Genomic DNA, 23693 nt, shown 5'->3' on the forward strand with positions numbered 1-23693 from the left:
TCTGTCAGGGCGCGCCCGCCGGGCTGGCGGCACGTGCGGCGGCCGCCCGGGGCGTGTCACGCCGCGGCGGGATCAGGGTCGCCGCCAGCGCCCCGAGCGCCACCGCGGCCGCGCCCGCCCAGAGGGCGGGGACGAGGCCGTCCAGGAAGCGCTGCGGCGTCCCGTAGCCGCCCTGGGCGGAGAACAGCGAGGCGAGGACGGCGATGCCCAGCGCCCCGCCCACCTCCCGCAGAGCGTTGTTCGCACCGGAGGCCATGCCCTGCTCCGCCGGGCGGACGCCGGACATGACGAGCTTCGCGGCGGGGGCGAAGAACAGGCCCATGCCGATGCCGCTGACGATCAGTCCGGGGAGCTGGGCCGCGTAGGAGACATCCGGGCTCATGACCAGGGCGAAGTGGGCGAGGCCGAGGGCCTGGAGGGTCAGGGCGGTGACGACGACGGGGCGGCTGCCGATGCGGTCGGCGAGGTAGCCGGAGAGCGGCGCCGCGATCATGGGCATTCCGGTCCAGGGGAGCATGCGCAGCCCGGCCTCGGTGGGCGAGTAGCCGAGGACGTTCTGGAGGAACTGGCTGAGCAGGAAGATCGAGCCGAACATGCCCAGGAACATGAAGACGCTCGCGGCGTTCACGCCTGCGAAGGCGCGGTTCTTGAAGAGGCGCATGGGCAGCATGGGCCGCTTCGCGCGGAGGCCGTGGTGGATGAAGCCTCCTATGAGGACGCCGCCCGCGATGAGGGCGGTCAGGACTCGGGGGCTCGTCCAGCCGTGCGCGTTGGCGTTGACCAGCCCGTAGACGACGCCGAAGAGGCCGCCGCTGACGAGGAGCGTGCCGGGGAGGTCCAGGCGTGCGTTCTCGGCGCGCGACTCGTCCAGGCGGAGGCGGGCCAGCGGGATGAGGGCCAGGCCCAGCGGGACGTTGAGCCAGAAGATCCACTGCCAGGAGACGTGCTCGGTGAGCGTGCCGCCGATGAGCGGGCCGCCGGCGACGGCCAGGCCGTCCACGGCCCCTTTGATGCCGTACGCCAGGCCCCGGCGGTCGGCGGGGACGGCCGCGGTGAGCAGGGTGAGCGTCAGCGGCATGGTGATGGCGGCGCCCACGCCCTGGACGGCCCGGGCGGCGATCAGGGCCTCGATGCCGGGCGCGAGGGCGGCCGCGGCGGAGGCGGCCGTGAAGATCGCCAGGCCGATGACGAAGAGCTTGCGGCGGCCGAAGCGGTCGCCCAGGGCCGCGCCGAACATGAGCAGGACCGCGAAGGTCAGCGTGTAGGCGTTGACGGTCCATTCGAGGTCCTCCAGCGCCCCGCCGAGGTCCTTGCGGATCGACGGGAGGGCGGTGGTGACGACCAGGTTGTCCAGGGCCGCCATGAAGCCGGCGACGCCGGTGATGATCAGGGCCCAGATTGCTTTGGGCTGCATGCTTCCCCCTGCATTACTTAGTAATCAGTCACTAACTTTGATGGACATACGGAGACGCGGGTCTCCCGCGTTCCTAGAAACCGCTCCACACCCGGTGGTCCGGCGGGAAGCCCAGGGACATCAGCGTGTTGATCAGCATCCCCTTGGCCAGGAATCGCGTGGTTTCCTTCGCGTCCCCGCCGAGCGCCAGGTGCGCCCCGTCCCACAGCTCCAGCCACGCCGCCCGGATCGTGCTCCCGAACTCGTGGTCCCCCGCCGCCTCGGCCGAGGCCACCGCGACGTAGATCTGCATCTGCATCCGCAGCTTCTCGGGGTCCTCGGCGATGAGGTGGTCGTAGGCGGCGGCCATGGCCTGCATCGCCCCGCGGGGCGGCGCGCCCTCGACGGCCTTCGCGAAGACCTGCCGGGTCTCCTCCAGGCAGCGGTGGGCCGCCGCCAGGAAGATCGCTTCCTTGGTGGGGAAGAGCCGGAACAGATACGGCTGCGAGACGCCCACGCGGCGCGCGATCGCCTCCGTGGACGTGCCCTTGTAGCCGGCGCGCGCGAATTCCGTGATTGCGGCGCGGATCACACTCTCGCGGCGCTCATCCGCGCTCATCCTGACCATGAGCCGTAAGTTAGTGGTCACTTACTTTGTATGTCAAAGAGGAGGGCGCCGCTGTCGTGCGCGGCGCCCCCGTCGTCAGGCGAGTCGTACGACCGCTCGCGACATCCCCAGGACCTTCTGGCCCTCGCTCTTGACCACCAGGTCCACCCGGACCGTCCGGTGCTCGTCGTCCTTGGCCGCGACCTTGGCCGTGACCTCGATCACCGCGCCCTTGTCGTCGTTCGGCACGACGACCGGGCGGGTGAAGCGCACGCCGTACTCGGCGACGGCGCCCGGGTCGCCCACCCAGTCGGTGACGACGCGGCCCGCCTCGGCCATGGTGAACATGCCGTGCGCGATCACGTCCGGCAGACCCACCTCCTTGGCGAACTTCTCGTTCCAGTGGATCGGGTTGAAGTCGCCCGAGGCACCCGCGTAGCGGACCAGGTCCGCGCGCGTCACCGGGAAGGAGCGGGCCGGCAGCTCGGTGCCGATCTCGACCTCGTCGTAGGAGATACGGGCAGCCATCACGCCTCCTCGGCGGCGCGGGCCACCAGCGTCGTGTGCGCGGTCACCACGTGCTCGCCGTGCTCGTCCCGGACGTCGCCGCGGACCGACAGGACGTCGTTGCCCGCCAGGGACTTGATCGACTCGATCGTGGAGACGACCGAGAGGCGGTCACCGGCCCGCACGGGGCGGGCGTAGGCGAACTTCTGGTCGCCGTGCACGACGCGCGAGTAGTCCAGGCCCAGCTGCGGGTCGTTCACGACCGCGCCGGCGGCCCGGTATGTGACGGAGAAGACGAAAGTCGGCGGGGCGATCACATCCGGGTGCCCCAGCGCCTTGGCGGCCTCGGGGTCGGTGTACACCGGATTGGTGTCGCCGATGGCCTCGGCGAATTCGCGGATCTTCTCCCGGCCGACCTCGTACGGTTCGGTGGCCGGATAGGTCCGCCCTACGAAGGACTGGTCGAGCGCCATGGGCTCGGCACCTCCTGGGTGGTTACGGTGGCGGATACGCCACGAGGCCGCCCCCAAGGAATGGGGACGGCCTCATGAACGAGCCTGTTGTTATCGCGTCTCGCGGTGCGCAGTGTGCGAGTTGCAACGGGGGCAGTGCTTCTTCATCTCAAGACGGTCCGGGTCGTTACGCCGGTTCTTCTTGGTGATGTAGTTCCGCTCCTTGCACTCCACGCAGGCCAGCGTGATCTTCGGGCGGACGTCGGTGGCAGCCACGTGAGTGCTCCTTGACGGAATGGACGGATTAACGCAGACAAGAGTAGCCGACCGGAGGACCGACCCCACAATCGGCTACTACGTGTAGCGGTGACCGGACTTGAACCGGTGACACAGCGATTATGAGCCGCTTGCTCTACCGACTGAGCTACACCGCTTTGATGTGGGAGGGATCCCCGCCCGAAGGCGGGGAACCTCTCACACCAGAGCCCCAAAACGGAATCGAACCGTTGACCTTCTCCTTACCATGGAGACGCTCTGCCGACTGAGCTATTGGGGCGAGCGAGGAAGACATTACACGGTTGGCCGCCGAAGGTGAAATCCGTATCCGGGCGGGGCCGGCGACGGTGCCACGGAAGCCTTCCCGCACCACACCAGTACGACTATTCGTCGCTTGCTCGAAGCCGTTCCTGACGCGCCCTACGCTCGGACCTGCTGCGTGATCATGCACGCCCCGGCACCCGGAGGAGCGCGATGCCCGACAGCCAGCCGCAGCCCCCGGCGAACCCCGGCGGCGACGCCACCCCGCCCGCCGCCGTGCCCGGCGACGGCGCCCTCGTCCTCTGCGGCGCCCGGCTCGCCGACGGCCGCACCGTGGACGTGCGGCTGAGCGGCGGGCACATCGAGGCCGTGGGCACCGCCGGCAGCCTGGCGCCCGGCCCCCGCGTGGACCTCAGCGGCTATCTGCTGCTGCCCGCGCCCGCCGAGCCGCACGGGCACGGCGCCACCGCACTCACCGCCGAGGCCGACGGCCCCGTCTCGTACGCCGCCGAGGACGTCCAGCGCCGCGCCACCGAGGCCGCGCTGCTCCAGCTCGGGCACGGGGCCACCGCCCTGCGCTGCCACGTGCGGATCGGCGACGTGCAGGGGCTGCGCTCGCTGGAGGCCGTCCTGCAGGCCCGGCGGACGCTGCGCGGGCTGACCGACCTCACCGCCGTCGCCGTGCCCCGGCTGCTGACCGGGGCCGCCGGGGCCGACGGGCTGGCCCTGCTGCGGGACGCCGTGAAGATGGGCGCCGCCGTGGGCGGCTGCCCCGACCTCGACCCCGACCCCACCGGCTTCGCCGAGACCGCCCTCGACCTCGCCGCCGAGTACGGCTGCCCGGTCGACCTGCACACCGACGGCTCCGACCCGGCCCGGCTCGCCCGGCTGGCCGCCATGGCCGGCGGCCTGCGCCCCGGCGTCACCCTCGGCCCCTGCGGCGGCCTCGCCCGGCTCCCCCGCGACCTGGCCGTCCGGGCGGCCGGGCAGCTCGCCGCCGCCGGGGTCACCGTCGTCTGCCTGCCGCAGGGCGACTGCGGGACGCTGGAGCAGCGCGGCGCCCGCGTCTCGCGCTGTGCCCCGGTGCGGCTCCTGCGGGCGGCGGGGGTGCGGGTGGCGGCCGGCAGCGGCGCCCTGCGCGACGCGGCCAATCCGGTCGGGCGCGGCGATCCCCTGGAGGCCGCGTTCCTGCTGGCCTCGCACGGCGAACTGCGGCCCGAGGAGGCGTACGAGGCGGTCAGCGGGTGGGCGCGGGCGGCCATGGGGCTGCCGCGGGTGCGGGTGGAGGCGGGCTTCCCGGCCGAGCTGCTGGCCGTCCGCGGCGAGCGCATCGAGGGCGTGCTCTCGATGGCCTACAGCCGCCTCGTGGTGCACAAGGGCCGCGTGGTGGCCCGTACGAGCGCCGTGCGGGAGTACTGCGACGGGTCGGCCGCCGCGGCCCTGGAGCTGCCCCGGCAGTCCTCGCGCGGCGGCGGAGAGCCGTCCTGACGCGGGGCCGGGGCGGGTCCGGCGAGGCCCTCTGTCGGATTCCGGTGATCGGCGTACGGTCGGATCATGCGCATTGTCATCGCTGGTGGACATGGTCAGATCGCGCTGCGGCTGGAGCGGCTGCTCCACGCGCGCGGGGACGAGATCGCGGGCATCATCCGCAGGCCCGAGCAGGCCGGCGCCCTCCTGGCGGCCGGTGCCGAACCGGTCGTGTGCGACCTGGAGTCGGCCTCCGTGGGCGATCTGGTGAAGCACCTGGAGTCCGCCGACGCCGCCGTCTTCGCGGCCGGCGCGGGGCCGGGCAGCGGCATCGCCCGCAAGGACTCCGTGGACCGCGCGGCGGCCGCCCTCTTCGCGGACGCGGCCGAGGCGGCGGGGGTCCGCCGCTTCCTCGTGGTCTCCTCCATGGGCGCCGACCGCGAACCCCCGGAGGGCACCGATCCGGTCTTCGCCGCGTACCTGAGCGCGAAGGGCGCGGCGGACGCGGACGTACGGGCCAGGGCGGGCCTGGACTGGACGATCCTGCGGCCCGGGCGCCTCACGGACGACGCCGGTACGGGGCTGGTGACGCTCGGGGAGTCCACGGGCCGGGGCGAGGTGACCCGGGACGACGTCGCGGCGGTCCTCGCGGCGCTGCTGGACGAGCCGGGCACGGCGGGGCGGACGCTGGAGCTGATCGGCGGCGACACGCCGGTGGCGGAGGCGGTGAAGGCGGCGGCGAGCGGCTGAAGGCCGGCCGGGGCGGGCGCCGCCGAAAGCCGGAGCGGGCGGCTGAAAGGCGGCCCGGAAACGAAAGAAGCCCCTGACCTTTTCAGGTCAGGGGCTCCGTTCCGTGGCGGCGCCAGGATTCGAACCTGGGTAGGCTAAGCCGACGGATTTACAGTCCGCTCCCATTGGCCACTCGGGCACACCGCCATGGGTTGTCACCTCGGGCTCTCTTTCGATTCGCTCCGGGGCAACGACGTAAACCATACCCGATGACCTGGGGTGGTCCGCCACTCGGTTCATCGCCCGTGCGAACGGGCCCGGGGTGGCTAGGCTGACGGGGCGCTCCTCCACCGGCCCCCGGCCGGCGGAGCACCGAGCCGCACCCCCCGATGGATCTACGTACGAGGAGCCAACTCAATATGGCCGACTCCAGTTTCGACATCGTCTCGAAGGTCGAGCGGCAGGAGGTCGACAACGCCCTCAACCAGGCCGCCAAGGAGATCTCCCAGCGTTACGACTTCAAGGGCGTCGGCGCCTCGATCGCATGGTCCGGCGACAAGATCGAGATGCGCGCCAATGCCGAGGAGCGGGTCAAGGCCGTCCTCGACATCTTCGAGACCAAGCTGGTCAAGCGCGGGATCTCGCTGAAGTCGCTCGACGCGGGCGAGCCGCAGGCCTCCGGCAAGGAGTACAAGATCTTCGCCTCGATCGAGGAGGGGATCTCGCAGGAGAACGCGAAGAAGGTCGCCAAGATCATCCGCGACGAGGGCCCGAAGGGCGTCAAGGCGCAGGTCCAGGGCGACGAGCTGCGCGTCAGCTCCAAGAGCCGCGACGACCTCCAGGCCGTCCAGGCCCTCCTCAAGGGCAAGGACCTGGACTTCGCGATCCAGTTCGTCAACTACCGGTAACACGGCGGTAGTCGGCAGCAGTCACATCCGGGGCGCGCCGGAGGGATTCCCCTCCGGCGCGCCTTCGGCGTTCCCGGCCTTGACCTCAAGTTATGTCGAGCTTCTAGATTTTGGGTGAACGGCCGCTCCACCGGGGAGCGGGCCCGTCACCGACCCACGGAGCACAGCGCCATGACCGTCAGCACGCAGGAAACCGTCAGCGCCCCGGAGACGGTCGGCACCCCGGAGACGGTCAGCGCCCGGGAATTCGCCGCCCTTCAGGCCCGCGTCGGCGTCCTCGCCGACCGCGCCGACGTCACCGGGCTCATCGACCGCTACCTGCTCAGCCTCGACACCGTGCCCGCCGGCGGCGGCCGGTTCGACGACGCCTGGGCCCGGAGCCTGTTCACCCCGGACGTGCGGATCGTCTCGCCCATCGGGGCGCACGAGGGCATCGAGGGGCTGGCCGAGTCCGAGCAGGCCACCCTGGCGAAGTTCGAGCGCACGCAGCACATGGGCGTCAACTACATGATCGACCTCGACGGCGACCGCGCCACGGTGCGCTGGAACGCCCTGATGACGCATGTGCACTTGGCCTCCACCCACGAGGTCCGCGGCACCGGCCCCGGGGACCACTTCACTGTGGGCGGCACCTTCACCGGCGAGGCCGTGCGCACCCCCGAGGGGTGGCGCTTCCGGCACCTGGACATCCGCGCGGTGTGGGTGAACGGACAGGGCCCCCTCGTCCTGACCCCGAAGGCCGAGGAGACCCTGCAGTCGCTGTGAGGCGGCCCCGGCGGAAGCCGGTGGCTTCCTCACCAGCGGCCGGCGAACGCCTGGTCCGTCGGGACGATCTCGCGGCCCAGGGGCATCAGCGAGACCGGGATCAGCTTGAAGTTCGCGATGCCCAGCGGGATCCCGATGATGGTGATGCACAGGGCGATGCCCGTGACGATGTGCCCCAGCGCCAGCCACCAGCCGGCGAAGACGATCCAGATGACGTTGCCCAGGAGCGACCCCGCACCCGCGTCCCGGCGCTCGACGGTCGTCCGGCCGAACGGCCACAGAGCGTAGTTGGCGATGCGGAAGGACGCGATGCCGAAGGGGATCGTGACGATCAGGATGCAGCAGATGAGACCTGCGACGACGTACCCGATCGCCATCCAGAAACCGCAGAGCACCAACCAGATGATGTTCAGGATGAACTTCATGAATCTCAGCCTCCCACTCGCACTGCTCTCCAGCGACTGGGACGCAGCAGCGGCTACCGACGGTTGCCACCCCCGGCGGATCGGCAACCCAAGGTGACGGCCGTCGATCGACCGGGCCCGGTATGCGCCGTCCGGGACGGGCCGTCAGCGGCCCGCCATCTGCTCCAGGCGGGCGATGCGCTCCCCCATCGGCGGGTGGGTGGAGAACAGCTTGGTCATGCCGCCGCCCGCGCGGAACGGGTTCGCGATCATCATGTGGCTGGCCGTCTCGATGCGGGGCTCGGGCGGCAGGGGCAGCCGCTGCGTGCCCGCTTCGAGCTTGCGGAGGGCCGAGGCCAGGGCGAGGGGGTCGCCGGTGAGGCGGGCGCCGGAGGCGTCGGCCTCGTACTCGCGGGAGCGGCTGACGGCGAGCTGGATGACGGATGCCGCGATCGGGCCCAGCAGCATGATCATGATCATGCCGACGATGCCGGGGCCCTCGTCGTCGTCCGATCTGCCGAACGGGATCAGCCAGGCAAAGTTCACCAGGAACATCACCACCGAGGCGAGCGCGCCCGCGATCGAGGAGATGAGGATGTCGCGGTTGTAGACGTGGCTGAGCTCGTGGCCGATGACGCCGCGCAGCTCGCGCTCGTCGAGCAGGCGGAGGATGCCGTCCGTGCAGCAGACGGCCGCGTTGCGGGGATTGCGGCCGGTCGCGAAGGCGTTGGGGGCCTCGGTCGGCGAGATGTACAGCCGGGGCATGGGCTGGCGGGCGGCCGTGGAGAGCTCGCGGACCATGCGGTAGAGCTGCGGCGCCTCGAATTCGCTGACGGGGCGGGCGCGCATGGCCCGCAGGGCCAGCTTGTCGCTGTTCCAGTAGGCGTAGGCGTTGGTGCCGAGTGCCACCAGGACGGCGACGATCAGGCCCGTACGCCCGAAGAGGCTGCCGATGACGATGATGAGTGCGGACAGCCCCCCGAGAAGGACTGCGGTCCTGAGCCCGTTGTGCCGGCGGTGCACGGTACGCCCTCCAAGTGGTGCGGCAGGGGAACCCTTCGCGCTGTCGTGCTTCCACTCGCGGTGGAATCTCCAGTGGAACCTTCCTGACCGGTCAACGCCAGGCGAAGGCCCCTGGTTCCCTTGTGCACGCGGGCGGCGCCGCTCCGTACGGGTGACGGCCGCGCCCGGGGTCCTAGAGGAGCGCCCCCGAGGCGAAGCGCAGGACGAGCTGCGGGGCGCCCGACAGGGCGATGCCGGCCACGGCGGTGAGGGCGATGGCGGCTGCGAGCGGCATGGGGATGCGGACGTGCGCCGGCTCCCCTGCCGCCACCTCTGCGCCCTCCGCGGCCTCCGCCGGGCGGAAGAGCACCGCCGTCCACTGCAGGTAGTAGTACAGGGCGATCACGACGTTGAGGGCCATGACGACCGCCAGCCAGCCCAGGCCCGCGTCGACGGCCACGGTGAAGACCGTGACCTTGGCGAAGAGGCCGATGACGCCCGGCGGCAGGCCAGCCAGGCAGAGCAGGAAGAAGCCCAGGGCGAGCGCCGCGAGCGGGCGGCGGGCGTAGAGGCCCCGGTAGTCCGTGATCCGGTTCTGCGGGCTCGTACGGGCCACCAGGGCGGCGACGGCGAAGGCACCGAGGTTCACGGCGGCGTACATCAGGGCGTACGCGACGGTGGAGCCGATGGCGTGCGCGGGGTCGTCGGCGTAGCCGGCGGCGGCGATGGGCACGAGCAGGTAGCCCGCCTGGCCCACGGAGGACCAGGCCAGGAGGCGGACGGCACTGTGGGCGCGCTCCGGGCGCTGGCGCAGCGCGGCGACGTTGCCGGCGGTCATGGTGACGGCGGCGAGCACGGCGAGGGCCGGGCCCCAGACACCGGAGTACGCGGGGAAGGCGACGACGGCGACGAGGATGAGGCCGGTGAAGCCGACGGCCTTGCCGATGACCGACAGGTAGGCGGCGACGGGCAGCGGCGCGCCCACGTAGGTGTCGGGCACCCAGAAGTGGAAGGGGACGGCCGCGGTCTTGAAGGCGAAGCCGACGAGGGTGAGGGCGACGCCGGTCTGCACGAGGGTGTCGAAGCGGGGGTCGACGTCGCCGAGCCGGGCCGCGATCTCGGTGAGGTGCAGGGTGCCGGTGGCCGCGTAGACGAAGCTGACGCCCAGGAGGGTGACGGCGGTCGCGGTGACCGAGGAGAGGAAGAACTTCAGGGCCGCCTCGGAGGAGCGGCGGTCGCCGCGGCGCAGGCCGACGAGGGCGAAGGCCGGCAGGGAGGCCACTTCGAGGGCCACGACGAGGGTCGCGAGGTCCCGGGAGGCGGGCAGCAGGGCGGCGCCCGCGGCGGAGGACAGCAGCAGGAACCAGAACTCCCCTTCGGGGAGTTCCTCGTCGCGGACGGCGCTCATGGACAGCAGGGCCGTCAGGAGGGCGCCGCCGAGCACCAGGAGCTGGATGACGAGCGTGAAGTCGTCGGCCGCGTAGCTGCAGGCGTGGCGTCCGGCGGAGGTGCCGGTGAGGCAGAACGTGGAGCGGTCGCCGTCGAGGAGCGGCAGCAGGGAGACTCCCGCGAGCAGCAGTCCGGCGACGGAGAACCAGCCGAGGAGCGGCTTGCGGCCCTCGGGGAGGAAGAGGTCGGCGACCAGGACGGCCAGCGCCACCACGGCGGTGACGGTGGGCGGTGCGATGGCGAGCCAGTCGACGGACTGGATCAGGGAGCCCATCAGTTGCCTCCTCGGAGGAGCTGCTGAACGGCCGGGTCGGTGAGGCCGAGGAGGGCCGCGGGCCAGAGTCCGGCGAGGACGGTGAGGGCGACGAGGGGGGTCCAGGCGGCGAACTCGTAGGACCGCACGTCGGCGGGTGCGTCCTCCGCGGTGCCGGCGGTCTGCGGCCGGGTGCTGCCGCCGTCGCCGCCCATGCACACGCGGCGGACGACCACGAGCATGTAGGCGGCCGTCAGGAGCGTGCCGAGGCCGGCCAGGGCCATGAACGTCAGGAACGCCGGGCGGCTGAGCCCCTCCGCCGGGCGGAAGGCGCCGAACATCGCGAGCATCTCGCCCCAGAAGCCGGCGAGCCCGGGCAGGCCGAGGGAGGCGATCGCGCCGAAGGCGAGGAGCCCGCCGAGGCGGGGCGCCTTGCCGTAGAGGGCGGCGCCGGTGCGGCCGGAGAGGGCGTCGAGGTCGCTGGTGCCGTAGCGGTCCTTGACCGCGCCGACCAGGAAGAAGAGGAGGCCGGTGATGAGGCCGTGGGCGATGTTGGCGAACAGCGCGCCGTTCACGCCCGTGGGGGTGAGCGTGGCGATGCCGAGCAGGACGAAGCCCATGTGGCCGACGGAGGAGTACGCGATGAGGCGCTTGAGGTCGCCCTTCGCGCCCGACCGGGCCAGCGCCAGGCAGACCAGCGAGCCGTAGATGATGCCGACGGTCGCGAAGGCGGCGAGGTACGGCGCGAAGGTGTGCGCGCCGTCGGGGGCGATCGGCAGGACGATGCGGACAAAGCCGTACGTGCCCATCTTCAGCAGCACGCCCGCGAGCAGCACCGAGCCGACGGTCGGGGCGGCGGTGTGGGCGTCGGGCAGCCAGCTGTGCAGGGGCCACATGGGGGCCTTCACGGCCAGTCCGATGCCGATGGCGAGGACGGCGATGAGCTGCGTGGTGTGCCCGAGCGAGGCCCCGTTGTCAGTGGCGAGTGCCACCATGTCGAACGTGCCGCCCTTGATCCCGACCAGGAGGAGGCCGAGCAGCATCACGACGGAGCCGAGCAGCGTGTAGAGGATGAAGCGCCAGGCGGCGCGCTCCCTGCCCTCGCCGCCCCAGCGGGCGATGAGGAAGTACATCGGGATGAGCACCATCTCGAAGGCCAGGAAGAACAGCATCAGGTCGAGGACGGCGAAGGTCGCGAGGGTGCCGGCCTCGAGGACGAGGAGCAGCGCGACGAATGCCTTGGGAGACGGGCCCGCGGGCATTTTGAAGTAGCTGTACAGCGCGCAGAGGAAGGTCAGCAGCGCCGTCAGGACGAGGAGGGGGAGCGAGACGCCGTCCACGCCCAGGTGGATCCGGATGTTCAGGGCCGGGATCCAGCTGATGTCGGTGGTCGCCTGCATGCGGGCCGGGCTGTCGTGGTCGAAGCCGGCGGCGAGGGCGACGGTCAGCGCGAGGACGGCACCGGTGACGGTGACGCCGTGGCGCAGGACGGCCTGCTCGGGGCTCCTGCCCTTGAGGCCGGGCGGGGCCGGCAGCAGGGAGGCGACGGCGCCGACGAGGGGGAGGACGACGATCGCAGCGAGGAGGTACTGCATGACTGTGTGACTCATGGTCAGGCTCCGGTGGCTACGAGCACGGCGGCGACGGCCAGGACGACGGAGCCGGCGAGCAGGGCGCTGAGGTAGGTCTGCACGTTGCCGGTCTGGGCGCGGCGGACGGCCGCGCCGAGCAGGCGGGGTGCCGTGCCCGCTCCGCGGACGTAGGCGTCGACGACCTCGCGGTCGAGGAACTGGGCGAGGCGGGCGGCCGCGCGCGTGGGCCGGACGAACAGCGCCGAGTACACGGCGTCCAGGTGGAAGCCGGACGCGGCGTGGCGGTGCAGGGGGCCGAGGAGGGCCCGGCCGGGGTCGGCCGGGTCGGGTGCCGCCGCGATGTCGCCGTAGGCGGCCTCGTGGGTGGCGATGGTCTCCTCCTCGGAGACGTAGGGGGACGCGTCCGGGTCGGCGGCGACGGCACCGAGGGGGGTGCGGGCGGCGAGCGCGGCGGTGCGGCGCCAGGCCGCGTACATCACGATCGCGCCGGCGAGGGCGCAGCCGGTGGAGAGGACGGAGGTGGTGAGCGTCGGGGTGAGCGATCCGCCGTCGAACCAGTCGGGGAGCTTCCCGGCGGCGAGGCCGAGCCCGAGGGTGGGGAGGAACAGGATCCACAGGACGGTGTTCATGGCGGCGGGCTGCCTGCCGTGGTCGGCGGCCTCGGGGCCCTTGCCGCGGAAGGCCATCAGCCACAGGCGGCACGCGTAGGCGGCGGTGAGGAGCGCCGTGAGGAGCCCCGCGGTGAGGACGAGCCAGCCGGCCGCGCCCGGGATGCCCGCGGCGTCGCCTTCGGCGGCGTGCTCGGCCGCGCCGAGGACGGCCTCCTTGGAGAAGAAGCCGCTGAACGGGGGGATCGCGGCGAGCGCGAGGAGGGCGACGGTCATCGTCCAGTACGCGTCGGGGATGCGTTTGGCGAGGCCGCCCATGCGGGCCATCGCGGCCAGCGAGTTCGTGCCGGCGGCGTGGATGATCACGCCCGCCCCGAGGAACAGGAGCGCCTTGAACGCGCCGTGCGAGACGAGGTGGAAGACGGCCGCGCCCCGGTTGCCGACGGCGAGGGCGCCGGTCATGTAGCCGAGCTGGCCCACGGTCGAGTAGGCGAGGACGCGCTTGATGTCGTCCTGGGCGAGGGCGGCGAGCGCCGAGCCGACCATCGTGACCGCGGCCATCACGGCGAGCACGACGAGCGCGGCCGCGGAGGCCGTGAAGAGCGGGAGGAGCCGGGCGACGAAGTAGACGCCGGCCGCGACCATCGTCGCGGCGTGGATCAGCGCGGAGACCGGCGTGGGGCCGGCCATCGCGTCGGGAAGCCACGTGTGCAGCGGGAACTGCGCGGACTTGCCCGCGACGCCGGCCAGGAGCAGCAGCGCGATCAGCGTGGGGTGGTCGATGTCCCCGGAGCCGACGGCGGTGAGGATGCCGTTGATCCGGAACGTCCCGGCGTCGGCGGCCAGCGCGAGGATGCCGATCAGGAAGGGGACGTCGCCGAGCTTGGTGACCAGGAACGCCTTGAGGGAGGCCGTGCGGGCGGCCTCCGTCTCCCAGTAGTGCCCGACCAGGAAGTACGAGCAGATGCCCATGATCTCCCAGCCGACCAGCAGCACCATGAGGTCGCCGGAGTAGACGACGAGCAGCATGGCCGCGGTGAACAGGGAGACGAGGGCGGCGTAGGAGGGGTAGCGGGGGTCGTCGCGCAGGTAGGCCGTCGAGTAGGTCTGGACGCAGGTGGCGACGACGCCGACCAGGACCGCGACGAGGACGGCGAAGCCGTCGAGGTGCAGGGCGAGGTCGATCGGCACGGAGCCGGTCGGGGTGAGCCGGGTGGCGGCGTCGAGCGCCTCGCCACCGCCCTGCCGCCAGGCGACGACGACGGCCAGGACCGCGGCGGCCGCGGTCGGCAGGACGGCCAGGGGGCGGACGAAACCGGGCGCGCGGCGGCCCGTCAGCAGGCCCGCGAGGGCGCCGAGGAAGGGCAGCAGGGGGACGAGAACGGCGGTGGTCGTGGTGCTCACGCGGCGGCCTCGGCCTTCTCCTCGCGGTCTGCGCGATCGGTGTCGGGTCCGGTGTCGGGGGCGTCGTCGCGCAGGTCGCGCAGGCGGTCGACGTCGGCGGTGCCGCGGTTGCGGTGGACCTGCAGCACGATCGCCAGGCCGATGCCGATCTCCGCGGCGGCGATGGCAATGGTGAAGAGGGTCAGCGCCTGGCCGGCGTGCAGCTCGTCGCGCAGCCACACGTCGAACGCGACCAGGTTGAGGTTGACGGCGTTGAGCATCAGCTCGACGGACATCAGGACGAGGATCGCGTTGCGCCGGGCGAGGACGCCGTACAGGCCCGTGCAGAAGAGGAGGGCGGCCAGGACGGCCGGGTAGACGAGATGCATCAGCGCTGCGCCCCTTCCCGGCTCTTCCTGCGGGAGAGGACCACCGCGCCGACGAGCGCGGCCAGCAGCAGGACGGACAGGGCCTCGAAGGGCAGCACCCAGTGCCGGAAGAGGATCTCGCCCGAGACCTTCGTCGTGCCCTGGGGGGCGTCGCCGTCCAGGCCGATCCAGGTCGTGCGGAAGGCGTCGGCGACCACCCACACGAGGGCGGCGGCCGCGGCCACGGCGACCCCGAGGGCGACCCAGCGGTTGCCGGAGTCGGCGTCCGGGGAGCGGCCGATCGGCGCCTTGGTGAGCATCAGGCCGAAGAGGAGGAGGACGACCACCGAGCCGACGTAGATCAGGACCTGTACCCAGGCGATGAACTCCGCCGTCAGCAGCAGGTACTCCACGGCCAGCCCGCCGAGGGCGACGACCAGCCACAGGGCGGCGTGCACGAGCTGCTTGGTGGTGACGGTCACGACGGCCGCGCCGAGGGTGACGAGGCCGACGAGGAGGAAGACGATCTCGACGCCGGTCGGGGAGAGGAAGCCGTGCGCGTCCGTACTCGCGGCGAACGTCATTGCGCCGGTCATGCGTCTCCCTCCTTCTCCTGCTTCTCCTGCTTCTCCTGCTGCTCCAGTTCCGCCTGCTTCTCCTGCTCCGCCTGCGCGGCCAGCTTCTCCGCCGTCTTGCGGGCCGCCGCGACCTCCTTCGGCTCCTCGGCCGCCGGATCCAGCGCGGGCGGCTCCGGCACGGTCCACATCCACTCGCGGAGCTTGTCGCGCTCGTGGACGAGGTCCTGGATGTCGGTCTCGGCGTACTCGAACTCCGGCGACCAGAACAGTGCGTCGAAGGGACACACCTCGATGCAGATGCCGCAGTACATGCACAGCGAGAAGTCGATCGCGAAGCGGTCGAGGACGTTGCGGCTGCGCTCGCGGCCGCCCGGGGCGGCCGGGGGCACCGTCTCCTTGTGGGAGTCGATGTAGATGCACCAGTCCGGGCACTCCCGGGCGCACAGCATGCAGACCGTGCAGTTCTCCTCGAACAGCCCGATCACGCCGCGGGTGCGCGGCGGGAGCTCGGGCTGCACGTCCGGGTACTGCGCGGTGTGCGCGCGGCGCGTCATCGTGCGGAGCGTGACGGCCAGGCCCTTGGCGAGGCCGGAACCGGGAAGGCCCACTACTGGGTCACCACCTTGACGACGCCCGTCAGCGCGATCTGCGCCAGGGCGAGGGGGATGAGGACGGTCCAGGCCAGCTTCTGCAGCTGGTCCTCGCGCAGGCGCGGATAGGTCACCCGCAGCCAGATCACGACGAAGGCCAGGACGGCCGCCTTGAGCAGCGTCCACACCCAGCCCATGCCGTCGCCACCGAACGGGCCGTGCCAGCCGCCGAGGAACAGGACCGTGGTCAGACCGCACAGGACGACGATGCCCGCGTACTCGGACAGCAGGAACAGTGCGAAGCGCAGGCCCGTGTACTCGGTGTACGCGCCGAAGATGATCTCGGAGTCGGCCACCGGCATGTCGAACGGCGGGCGCTGCAGCTCGGCCAGGCCCGCCACGAAGAAGACCACCGCGCCGACGATCTGCCACGGCACCCACCACCACTGGAACGCGTCCACGATCCCGGACAGCGAGACCGTGCCCGCCGCCATGGCCACGCTCGCCGCGGCCAGCAGCATCGGCAGCTCGTACGCCATCAGCTGGCCCGCGGTGCGCAGGCCGCCCAGCAGCGAGAACTTGTTCGCGGACGCCCAGCCCGCCATCAGCGAGCCGAGGACTCCGACGCCCATCACGGCCAGGACGAAGAAGATGCCCGCGTCCACGGCCTGGCCCACGGCGTTGCCCGGCCCGACCGGGATCGCCAGCAGGACCAGGAGGTACGGGAGGAGGGCGACCGCCGGCGCCAGCTGGAAGATCCGCCGGTCCGCGCCCGCGGGGACGATGTCTTCCTTCTGCGCGAACTTCACGCCGTCCGCGACGAGCTGGGCCCAGCCGTGGAAACCGCCGGCGTACATCGGGCCGAGGCGGCCCTGCATGTGCGCCATCACCTTGTGCTCGGTCTGGCCGACGACCAGGGGCAGCACGAGGAAGGCGACGAAGACGGCGAGGAGGCGCAGGACGACGTCGAGTGTGTCGCTCATGCGGGGTCGCCTCCGGCGGGGTTCGTGTCGTTCTTGGGCTCGCCGCCACCGGCGCCTCCGGCTGCGCCGGGGGCTTCCTCGTCGGCGGGTGAGCTCGGCACCGCCGGGCTCCGACGCTCGGGCTGGACGCCGTCGCGGCGGGAGGGGGGACGCGGCCCGCCACCGGGAGCAGAGGTCTCCCCGGCTGCGCCGGGGGACGCCTCGTCGGCGGGGCTGCTCGGCACCGCCGGATCCCGGTGCTCCGGCTCGGCGCCGTCGCGGCAGGCAGGAGCGCTCGGCTCGGCCTCGGGCTCCGGGGTGACCGGGGCACCGTCGGACGAGGGCTTCTCGGCTGCGCCGGAGGGCGCCTCGTCGGCGGGGCTACTCGGCACCGCCGGATCCCGGTGCTCGGGCTCGGCGCCGTCGCGGCGGGCAGGAGCGCTCGGCTCGGCCTCGGGCTCCGGGGTGACCGGGACCTCGCCGGACGGGGGCTGCTCGGCTGCGCCGGAGGGCGCCTCGTCGGCGGGACTGCTCGGCACCGCCGGATCCCGGTGCTCCGGCTCGGCGCCGTCGCGGCGGGCAGGAGCGCTCGGCTCGGCCTCGGGCTCCGGGGTGACCGGGACCTCGCCGGACGGGGGCTGCTCGGCTGCGCCGGAGGGCGCCTCGTCGGCAGTGCTCGGTTCCGCCTCGGGGGTTTTGGGTGACGGCGGTTCCGGGGTTGTCGGGGGCTGGTCGGGGCTGGGCTTCGGGGGTTCCTCGAAGGCCGGGCGGGCGTGGTGCCAGGGGGCGTCGGAGGAGCGGGGGCGCGGCTTCTCCCCCGTCTCGGCGGGGCGTCCCGCCTCCGTCTGGCTCGCCGAGCCGTCGGACGCACTGCGCGCGCGCCGCGGAGCTGCGGGCTCCGCCTGGCTCGCCGAGCCGTCCGCCGCGCTGCGGGTACGCCGCGGGGCGGGCTCCGCGCCCTGCCGGTTTGCGGAGCCGTCTGCGGCGCCGCGGGCGGGGGCCTCCGTCTGGCTGGCCGAACCGTCTGCCGCACTGCGGGCGCGGCGCGGCGCGGCCGCAGCTTCCGGCTGGCTGGCCGAGCCCTCCGACGCCGTGCGGGTACGGCGCGGCGCGGCCGCGGCCGCGGCCTCCGGCTGGCTCGCCGAGCCCTCCGACGCCGTGCGGGCGCGGCGGACCGGGCGGTCGCCTGCGGCGCGCGCGGCGCGGGCCGGGCGGGCGGGGGCCGGGGGGAGCTGGCCCTTGAGGGGGCCCCATTCGTTGGGGTCGGGGACGCCCGGGGGAAGCATCTGGCGCCGCTTGGGGCCGCCTTCCGCCGCCTCCCCCGGCTCCTTGGCGCCCGGCCAGGCCTTGACCACCCGCGCCGCCAGGACGAAGTCCTTGCGCAGCGGGTGGCCCTCGAAGGCGTCCGGGAGGAGGAGCGGGACGAGGTGCGGGTGGCCCGGGAAGTCGATGCCGAACATCTCGTGGGTCTCGCGCTCGTGCCACGCCGCGCCCGCATAGACGCCGACAGCAGTGGCCAGCGCAGGCGCCTCGTGCGGCACGGTGGTGCGCAGGAGCAGGCGGCGCATGCCCTCGCCCCCGCCCGGGAGGGCACCCGGCAGCGCGGCCAGGTGCGCGCAGACGCGGAAGCCCGTACCGGGCTCGTCCACGGCGCTCAGCCAGTCGAAGAAGGTGCAGCCCAGCCGGTCCCGGGCCGTTTCGAGGGCGGTGATCCACCGCTCGGCCGGGACGTCGACCGTGAGCAGGTCGTAGGTCTCCTCGGCCGTCGCGCCTTCGCCGAAGAGCGAGATCACTCCGGCCGGCAGCCAGCCGACGGCAAGGTCGGCAACGGGCTCGGGAGCGGGAGCGGGCTCGGAAGCGGCCTCCGGCACGGACTCGGGCGTCGGCTCGGTCATCGGTCCGTCTCCTCCGGCGTGGCCGCCGGCGCCGGCGGCGGCGTCACCAGCCCGCTGCGCAGGGCGGCGGCGGACGCCCCCGTACCCCCGGCGGAGCCGTACCGCTCGCCGAGCGACTCCCGCGCGATCTTCTCCTGCAGCTTCAGGATGCCCTGCAGCAGCGCTTCCGGCCGCGGCGGGCAGCCGGGCACGTAGACGTCGACGGGGATGATCTGGTCGACGCCCTTGGTGACCGAGTACGAGTCCCAGTAGGGGCCGCCGCAGTTCGAGCAGGCGCCGAAGGAGATCACGTACTTGGGCTCGGGCATCTGCTCGTAGAGCCGCTTGACGGCGGGCGCCATCTTGTCCGTCACCGTGCCGGAGACGATCATCAGGTCGGCCTGGCGCGGGCCGGGCGCGAAGGGGATCACGCCGAGCCGGATGAAGTCGTGCCGCGCCATGGACGCGGCGATGAACTCGATCGCGCAGCAGGCGAGCCCGAAGTTGAAGACCCACAGGCTGTAGCGGCGTCCCCAGTTCAGGACGACCTTCATCGGCTCCGGGGCCAGCCTGGCCAGCGGGCCGAGACGACGGGGCTCGGGAAGGTCCACCGGTGTCACGTCCACTCCAGGACGCCCTTCTTCCATGCGTACAACAAGCCCACGGCGAGGAAGCCGAGGAAGATGAACATCTCCACGAGCGTGGCTCCGCCGAAGCCCGGCGCGGCGAAGACCGTCGCCCAGGGGAACAGGAAGATCGAGTCCACCGCGAAGATCACGTACAGGAAGGCGTAGACGTAGTAGCGGATCTGGGTGTGGGCCCAGCCCTCGCCGACGGGGTCGACGCCGCACTCGTACGTCAGCAGCTTCTCGGGCGTCGGCACGACGGGCCGCAGCAGCCGCCCGGCCCCGAAGGCCACGGCCACGAAGAGCACCCCGACGACCGCGAGCAGCCCCACCACGGAATAGCTCTGGAAGTAGTCCGCAGCCAGCGGGACAGCGGCATGGGCATCGGCAGTACTGCGCACGGTCGCCTCCGGCACGTCCGCCCCTCGCTCCCTGTCCTGCGTGTTCGACGTTCTGTACGCACGGGAGTCTAGGCCCTGGTGGGGTTATCCCCACCCTTCCCCACCCACGGCCCCCATGGCGGTGGGCCCCGGAGGCCGTGCAGGCTTGGGCTTATGACCGCCAGCAGTGCCGCGAGAAGTACGCCGAACAGCACGTCGAACAACGCGTCGAGCACATCGCATACATCGCACACATCACAAACATCACATATCACCGGAAGCACCGCTTCCAGGGACGAGGCCGACGGCGGTGACCGGCTTCCTCCCGCCCGCTTCGCCTTCGACGCCCGGACGTGGAAGGAGGTCGCGCACCTGCTGCTCAACCTGCCGGAGGCGCTCACCGGCTTCGTCTACGTGTCCCTGTGGCTCTACGCGGGCGTCCTGACGTCCCTCACGGTGATCGGCCTGCCCCTGCTCGCGGTGGGCCTGATGGGCGCGCGGGCGCTCGGCCGGCTGGAGCGCCGGCGGGCGCGGGCGCTGCTGGGGCTGCGGATCGAGGAGCCGAGCCGGCTCTCCCGGCAGCAGCGGGGCCGGGGCTTCTTCCCCTGGCTGTGGACGACGCTGAAGGACCCGGTCGCCTGGCGCACCACCCTCTACGGCTTCATCCGGCTGCCCTGGGGCATCCTCACCTTCGTCCTCACGCTGTGCCTGCTCTTCGTCGGCTGGCCGCTCCTCGGCCACGTCGCGCGCGGCATGACGAACCTGGACCGCGCCATGGTGCGCGGCCTGCTCAGCCCCTCCAGCGAGCTGGAGCGGCGGATCGCCGAGCTGGAGCAGGACCGCGGCGTGGTCGTCGACACCGCCGCCGCCGACCTGCGCCGCATCGAGCGCGACCTGCACGACGGCGCCCAGGCCCGCCTCGTCGCACTCGCGATGGGGCTGGGCCTGGCCAAGGAGAAGGTGCTGGAGGACCCGGAGGCGGCGGCGCGGATGGTAGACGAGGCGCACGGCGAGGTGAAGCTCGCCCTGCAGGAGCTGCGCGACCTGGCCCGCGGCATCCACCCGGCCGTCCTCACGGACCGCGGCCTGGACGCGGCCCTGTCGTCGGTGGCGGCGCGCTGCACGGTGCCGGTGTCCGTCTCCGTCGACCTGGCCGAGCGGCCCGCACCGGCCATCGAGGGCATCGCGTACTTCACGGTCTCCGAGCTCCTGCAGAACATCAGCAAGCACAGCCGGGCGCGGACGGCCGAGGTCGAGCTGTGGCGCAAGGACCGGCGGCTGCTGATCCAGGTGCGCGACGACGGCCGCGGCGGCGCCTCGACGGACTCGGGCACCGGGCTGGCCGGGCTCGCGGAGCGGCTGGGCTCGGTCGACGGCCTGTTCGAGGTGGACTCGCCGCCCGGCGGCCCGACCGTCGTCACGGCGGAGCTGCCGTGGCGCGAGCGCACGGCGGGCTGAGAGCCCGCTCCTCCGGGCCTGCGCCCCCTTACCGCAGGCCTGCGCCCTGTTCCCACAGGCCGGCGCCCTGTCTCCACAGACCGGCGCCCTCTTCCCGCAGGCCGGGGGTAGGGACAGCCCCACCCCCGGAACACCTACTCGCTCCATGGTCCGGAGCCCCGTCCTCCGCGAGCCTTGAGGTACGGAGCAACCACCGCGACCCGGGAGATCGGACGACGACATGGCCATGGACTACAGGGACTACGGCCGGGCGGAGGCACGCCGGGCCCCCCACCGGGTGCCCGCCGTACTGCGCGCGCCCCTGGAGGGCCGCACCTGGCGCGAGTTCCTCTACCTCCTGCTCAGCCTGCCGATGGCGGTCCTCACCTTCTCGTACGCGGTGACGATGACGGCGGCGGGCATGGGCCTGCTGATCACCTTCGTGGGCGTGCCCGTGCTGGCCGCCGCGCTGGTCGGCGTACGGGCGCTGGGCGCCGTCGAGCGGGCCCGCGCCCGGGCCCTGCTGAAGCTGGAGATCAGCGAGCCCGAGCCGGTGCGGCCGCGGAACGGCCGCCGCGGGCTCATGCCGTGGGTCGGGGCGCTCCTCAAGAGCGGCGTGTCCTGGCGGCACGTGCTCTACGCGGTGCTGCACCTGCCGTGGGCGATCGGGGCGTTCACCGTCTCGGTCGTGATGTGGTCGGTCGGCTGGATGCTGTTCCTCTATCCGGCGTACTGGTGGATGTACCCGAAGTGGTGGGGCCAGCCCGGCATGCAGTTCGGCGGCGACTCCGAGCACGACGCGGGCCTCTTCGTCGACAACCCCTTCGAGATCGGCGTGACCTGCCTCGCCGGCCTGCTCGTGGTGCTGGCCACCCCGTGGGTGATCCGCGGCCTCGCCTCCGTCGACCGGCTGCTGGTGAGCGGCCTGCTCGGCCCCTCGCGGCTCGCGGAGCGGGTGTGGGAGCTGGAGGAGGACCGCGGCGTGGTCGTGGACACCGCCGCCGCCGACCTGCGCCGCATCGAGCGCGACCTGCACGACGGCGCCCAGGCCCGCCTCGTTGCCCTGGCCATGGACCTGGGCCTGGCCAAGGAGAAGCTGGAGGAGGACCCGGAGGCGGCCGCCCGGATGGTCGACGACGCGCACGGCGAGGTGAAGCTCGCCCTGCAGGAGCTGCGCGACCTGGCCCGCGGCATCCACCCGGCGATCCTCACCGACCGGGGCCTCGGCCCGGCCCTGTCCGCGCTGGCGGCCCGCTGCACGGTGCCGGTGCAGGCCGAGGCGGACCTGCCGGACCGGCCCGCGCCGGCCATCGAGGGCATCGCGTACTTCACGGTCTCCGAGCTCCTGCAGAACATCAGCAAGCACAGCGGGGCCCGCAGCGCCCGCGTGGACGTGTGGCGCTCGGGGAGCCGCTTGATGCTCCAGGTGTGGGACGACGGCCGCGGCGGGGCGTCCACGGCCGGGGGCAGCGGGCTGGCCGGGCTCGCGGAGCGGCTGGGCTCGGTGGACGGCCTGCTGGTGGTCGACTCGCCGGAGGGCGGGCCGACGACGGTCACCGCGGAGCTGCCCTGGCGCGGCTGACCCCGTCCCACCCGCGCCCGGGCCCCGTCGTACAGCGGCGGGGCCTGCTCCCTGCGTGACATGCTTAGCGCGTCACATGCTGCCGGCGCGGGGGGACCACAGGTCGTGGAGGACAGGGTGCGAGTCGTCATCGCCGAGGATTCGGTGCTCCTCCGGGAGGGTCTGACCCGGCTGCTGACCGACCGGGGCCACGACGTCGTGGCGGGCGTCGGCGACGGCGAGGCGCTGATCAAGGCCATCCGGGAGCTCGCCGACGAGGGCGCCCTGCCGGACGTGGTCGTGGCGGACGTACGCATGCCGCCCACCCATACGGACGAAGGCGTGCGCGCCGCGGTGCAGCTGCGCAAGGAGCACCCGGGCCTGGGTGTGCTGGTCCTGTCGCAGTACGTGGAGGAGCAGTACGCGACGGAGCTGCTGGCGGGCAGCAGCACGGGCGTGGGCTACCTGCTCAAGGACCGGGTGGCCGAGGTCCGCGAGTTCGTGGACGCGGTGGTGCGGGTGGCGCGCGGCGGCACCGCGCTGGACCCCGAGGTCGTCGCCCAGCTGCTGGGCCGCAGCCGGAAGCAGGACGTGCTCGCGGGGCTCACACCGCGCGAGCGGGAGGTGCTCGGCCTGATGGCGGAGGGGCGTACGAATTCGGCCGTCGCCAAGCAGTTGGTGGTGAGCGACGGAGCCGTCGAGAAGCACGTCAGCAACATCTTCCTGAAGCTTGGGCTTTCCCCTAGTGACGGGGATCACCGGCGGGTGCTGGCCGTGCTGACCTACCTCCGCTCCTGATCCTCTGATACTCCGTCAGCTATGGACAGCCGCCCTGGTGAGAGGGGGCGGCCGCGCGAGGACCCGGCACCGAGGACGCGAGGACCTAGCACCAAAGACCTAGAGGGCGGGCGTGGGGCGCGCGGCGTTCAGGGGACGCCGAAACCGCCCCATACCCGGACAAGCGGAAGCCGTATGCCCCGCTTCCTCTTGTGATCCATCCCAGGTAGGCAGCCCTTACCCACGTACGATGGCCCGTGGGAACGCCGGTCGGGCACCACCGTGTGCGCGCCGCCGCCAGAGGGAGGTCCGAAGCAGTGACCAGCCAGGTCAGCAGCCCGGCCGAACAGGCCGAACCAGCCGAGCAGCCGGGCGGGGCAGCCGCCCCGCCGAGCGCGGGACAGGCGCCGTCGCCCCTCACCGCGCAGCGCGACCCCGCCGAAGGGGCCGCCTCCTCCAAGGAGGTGCGCCGGCTGGACAGGGT

At 72.7% G+C, this 23693-nt stretch carries 24 protein-coding genes and 3 tRNA genes; 7 read left to right on the top strand and 20 right to left on the bottom strand.

Annotated elements, in window-relative coordinates; translation table 11 throughout:
* Positions 1-4: 4 nt before the first annotated feature.
* From AS857_RS33325 to AS857_RS33355, 7 genes are all read right to left on the bottom strand, one after another.
* Entirely contained in the window at positions 5-1414 is a 1410-nt protein-coding gene (locus AS857_RS33325; RefSeq protein WP_058046844.1) for a DHA2 family efflux MFS transporter permease subunit, read from the bottom strand.
* Between the two features lie 73 nt (positions 1415-1487).
* Positions 1488-2021, bottom strand: coding sequence for a TetR/AcrR family transcriptional regulator (locus tag AS857_RS33330; protein WP_063278447.1), 534 nt, complete (start codon positions 2019-2021; stop codon positions 1488-1490).
* A 75-nt stretch (positions 2022-2096) separates the two neighbouring features.
* Complete coding sequence (locus tag AS857_RS33335; RefSeq protein WP_058046845.1) at positions 2097-2528, bottom strand: MaoC family dehydratase; 432 nt, start codon at positions 2526-2528, stop codon at positions 2097-2099.
* Complete coding sequence (locus AS857_RS33340; protein ID WP_058046846.1) at positions 2528-2980, bottom strand: MaoC family dehydratase N-terminal domain-containing protein; 453 nt, start codon at positions 2978-2980, stop codon at positions 2528-2530. Before AS857_RS33340 ends, AS857_RS33335 begins: the two co-directional genes overlap by 1 nt.
* Positions 2981-3070: 90 nt before the next feature.
* On the bottom strand, positions 3071-3235 hold the full coding sequence (rpmG, locus tag AS857_RS33345) for a 50S ribosomal protein L33 (RefSeq protein ID WP_006604855.1): 165 nt from the start codon (positions 3233-3235) through the stop codon (positions 3071-3073).
* Positions 3236-3320: 85 nt separating this feature from the next.
* Positions 3321-3393, bottom strand: a tRNA-Met gene (locus tag AS857_RS33350).
* A gap of 49 nt (positions 3394-3442) precedes the next feature.
* A tRNA-Thr gene (locus tag AS857_RS33355) sits at positions 3443-3515 on the bottom strand.
* 194 nt (positions 3516-3709) lie between these two features.
* Between AS857_RS33355 and AS857_RS33360 the strand changes: the two genes are divergently transcribed.
* Both AS857_RS33360 and AS857_RS33365 read left to right on the top strand, forming a co-directional pair.
* A complete protein-coding gene (locus tag AS857_RS33360) occupies positions 3710-4984 on the top strand; it encodes an amidohydrolase family protein (RefSeq protein ID WP_058046847.1) in 1275 nt (424 codons plus the stop codon).
* A 66-nt stretch (positions 4985-5050) separates the two neighbouring features.
* Positions 5051-5713, top strand: coding sequence for an NAD(P)H-binding protein (locus AS857_RS33365; RefSeq protein ID WP_058046848.1), 663 nt, complete (start codon positions 5051-5053; stop codon positions 5711-5713).
* A gap of 104 nt (positions 5714-5817) precedes the next feature.
* On the opposite strand, the gene AS857_RS33370 is transcribed toward AS857_RS33365, so the two are convergent.
* Positions 5818-5899: transfer RNA gene (locus tag AS857_RS33370), tRNA-Tyr, on the bottom strand.
* 212 nt (positions 5900-6111) lie between these two features.
* Between AS857_RS33370 and AS857_RS33375 the strand changes: the two genes are divergently transcribed.
* On the top strand, positions 6112-6600 hold the full coding sequence (locus AS857_RS33375) for a YajQ family cyclic di-GMP-binding protein (protein ID WP_058046849.1): 489 nt from the start codon (positions 6112-6114) through the stop codon (positions 6598-6600).
* Positions 6601-6771: 171 nt separating this feature from the next.
* Positions 6772-7365, top strand: a complete 594-nt coding sequence (locus AS857_RS33380) for a nuclear transport factor 2 family protein (protein WP_079110787.1) — start codon at positions 6772-6774, stop codon at positions 7363-7365.
* Positions 7366-7394: 29 nt separating this feature from the next.
* Here AS857_RS33380 and AS857_RS33385 read toward each other — a convergent pair whose 3' ends face one another.
* From AS857_RS33385 to AS857_RS33440, 12 genes are all read right to left on the bottom strand, one after another.
* Positions 7395-7790: a YccF domain-containing protein gene (locus tag AS857_RS33385; protein ID WP_058046850.1), complete on the bottom strand. Its 396-nt coding sequence runs from the start codon at positions 7788-7790 to the stop codon at positions 7395-7397.
* 144 nt (positions 7791-7934) lie between these two features.
* Positions 7935-8792: a zinc metalloprotease HtpX gene (gene htpX, locus AS857_RS33390; protein ID WP_058046851.1), complete on the bottom strand. Its 858-nt coding sequence runs from the start codon at positions 8790-8792 to the stop codon at positions 7935-7937.
* A gap of 172 nt (positions 8793-8964) precedes the next feature.
* Complete coding sequence (locus tag AS857_RS33395; protein ID WP_058046852.1) at positions 8965-10494, bottom strand: NADH-quinone oxidoreductase subunit N; 1530 nt, start codon at positions 10492-10494, stop codon at positions 8965-8967.
* Positions 10494-12068, bottom strand: coding sequence for a complex I subunit 4 family protein (locus AS857_RS33400; RefSeq protein WP_058046853.1), 1575 nt, complete (start codon positions 12066-12068; stop codon positions 10494-10496). The genes AS857_RS33395 and AS857_RS33400 overlap by 1 nt, the downstream gene beginning before the upstream one ends.
* Before the next feature lie 17 nt (positions 12069-12085).
* Positions 12086-14077 carry an NADH-quinone oxidoreductase subunit 5 family protein gene (locus AS857_RS33405; RefSeq protein ID WP_058046854.1) on the bottom strand — a complete coding sequence of 664 codons (1992 nt, stop codon included), beginning with the start codon at positions 14075-14077 and terminating at the stop codon, positions 12086-12088.
* Complete coding sequence (gene nuoK / locus AS857_RS33410) at positions 14074-14445, bottom strand: NADH-quinone oxidoreductase subunit NuoK (protein WP_058046855.1); 372 nt, start codon at positions 14443-14445, stop codon at positions 14074-14076. Before nuoK ends, AS857_RS33405 begins: the two co-directional genes overlap by 4 nt.
* The gene (locus AS857_RS33415; RefSeq protein ID WP_420823984.1) at positions 14445-15020 is read right to left on the bottom strand and encodes an NADH-quinone oxidoreductase subunit J family protein; all 576 of its coding nucleotides are present in this window, start codon (positions 15018-15020) and stop codon (positions 14445-14447) included. The genes nuoK and AS857_RS33415 overlap by 1 nt, the downstream gene beginning before the upstream one ends.
* Positions 15017-15556, bottom strand: a complete 540-nt coding sequence (locus AS857_RS33420; RefSeq protein WP_058047230.1) for a NuoI/complex I 23 kDa subunit family protein — start codon at positions 15554-15556, stop codon at positions 15017-15019. Before AS857_RS33420 ends, AS857_RS33415 begins: the two co-directional genes overlap by 4 nt.
* 53 nt (positions 15557-15609) lie before the next feature.
* Entirely contained in the window at positions 15610-16575 is a 966-nt protein-coding gene (gene nuoH, locus AS857_RS33425) for an NADH-quinone oxidoreductase subunit NuoH (RefSeq protein WP_058046856.1), read from the bottom strand.
* Positions 16572-18449, bottom strand: a complete 1878-nt coding sequence (locus AS857_RS33430) for an NADH-quinone oxidoreductase subunit C (RefSeq protein WP_063804392.1) — start codon at positions 18447-18449, stop codon at positions 16572-16574. The genes nuoH and AS857_RS33430 overlap by 4 nt, the downstream gene beginning before the upstream one ends.
* A complete protein-coding gene (locus AS857_RS33435; protein WP_476718236.1) occupies positions 18446-19054 on the bottom strand; it encodes an NADH-quinone oxidoreductase subunit B in 609 nt (202 codons plus the stop codon). Before AS857_RS33435 ends, AS857_RS33430 begins: the two co-directional genes overlap by 4 nt.
* On the bottom strand, positions 19045-19470 hold the full coding sequence (locus tag AS857_RS33440; RefSeq protein ID WP_058046858.1) for an NADH-quinone oxidoreductase subunit A: 426 nt from the start codon (positions 19468-19470) through the stop codon (positions 19045-19047). The genes AS857_RS33435 and AS857_RS33440 overlap by 10 nt, the downstream gene beginning before the upstream one ends.
* Before the next feature lie 138 nt (positions 19471-19608).
* Between AS857_RS33440 and AS857_RS33445 the strand changes: the two genes are divergently transcribed.
* The 3 genes from AS857_RS33445 to AS857_RS33455 all read left to right on the top strand — a co-directional run bounded on the left by AS857_RS33445 (position 19609) and on the right by AS857_RS33455 (position 23230).
* Complete coding sequence (locus tag AS857_RS33445) at positions 19609-20892, top strand: sensor histidine kinase (RefSeq protein WP_079110788.1); 1284 nt, start codon at positions 19609-19611, stop codon at positions 20890-20892.
* Between the two features lie 220 nt (positions 20893-21112).
* Complete coding sequence (locus AS857_RS33450) at positions 21113-22453, top strand: sensor histidine kinase (protein WP_058046859.1); 1341 nt, start codon at positions 21113-21115, stop codon at positions 22451-22453.
* Between the two features lie 117 nt (positions 22454-22570).
* Positions 22571-23230 (top strand): response regulator transcription factor, encoded by a 660-nt coding sequence (locus tag AS857_RS33455; protein WP_079110894.1) that lies wholly within the window; start codon positions 22571-22573, stop codon positions 23228-23230.
* Positions 23231-23693: the final 463 nt, after the last annotated feature.

It is taken from the genome of Streptomyces roseifaciens, from assembly GCF_001445655.1.
GTDB lineage: Bacteria > Actinomycetota > Actinomycetes > Streptomycetales > Streptomycetaceae > Streptomyces > Streptomyces aureoversilis.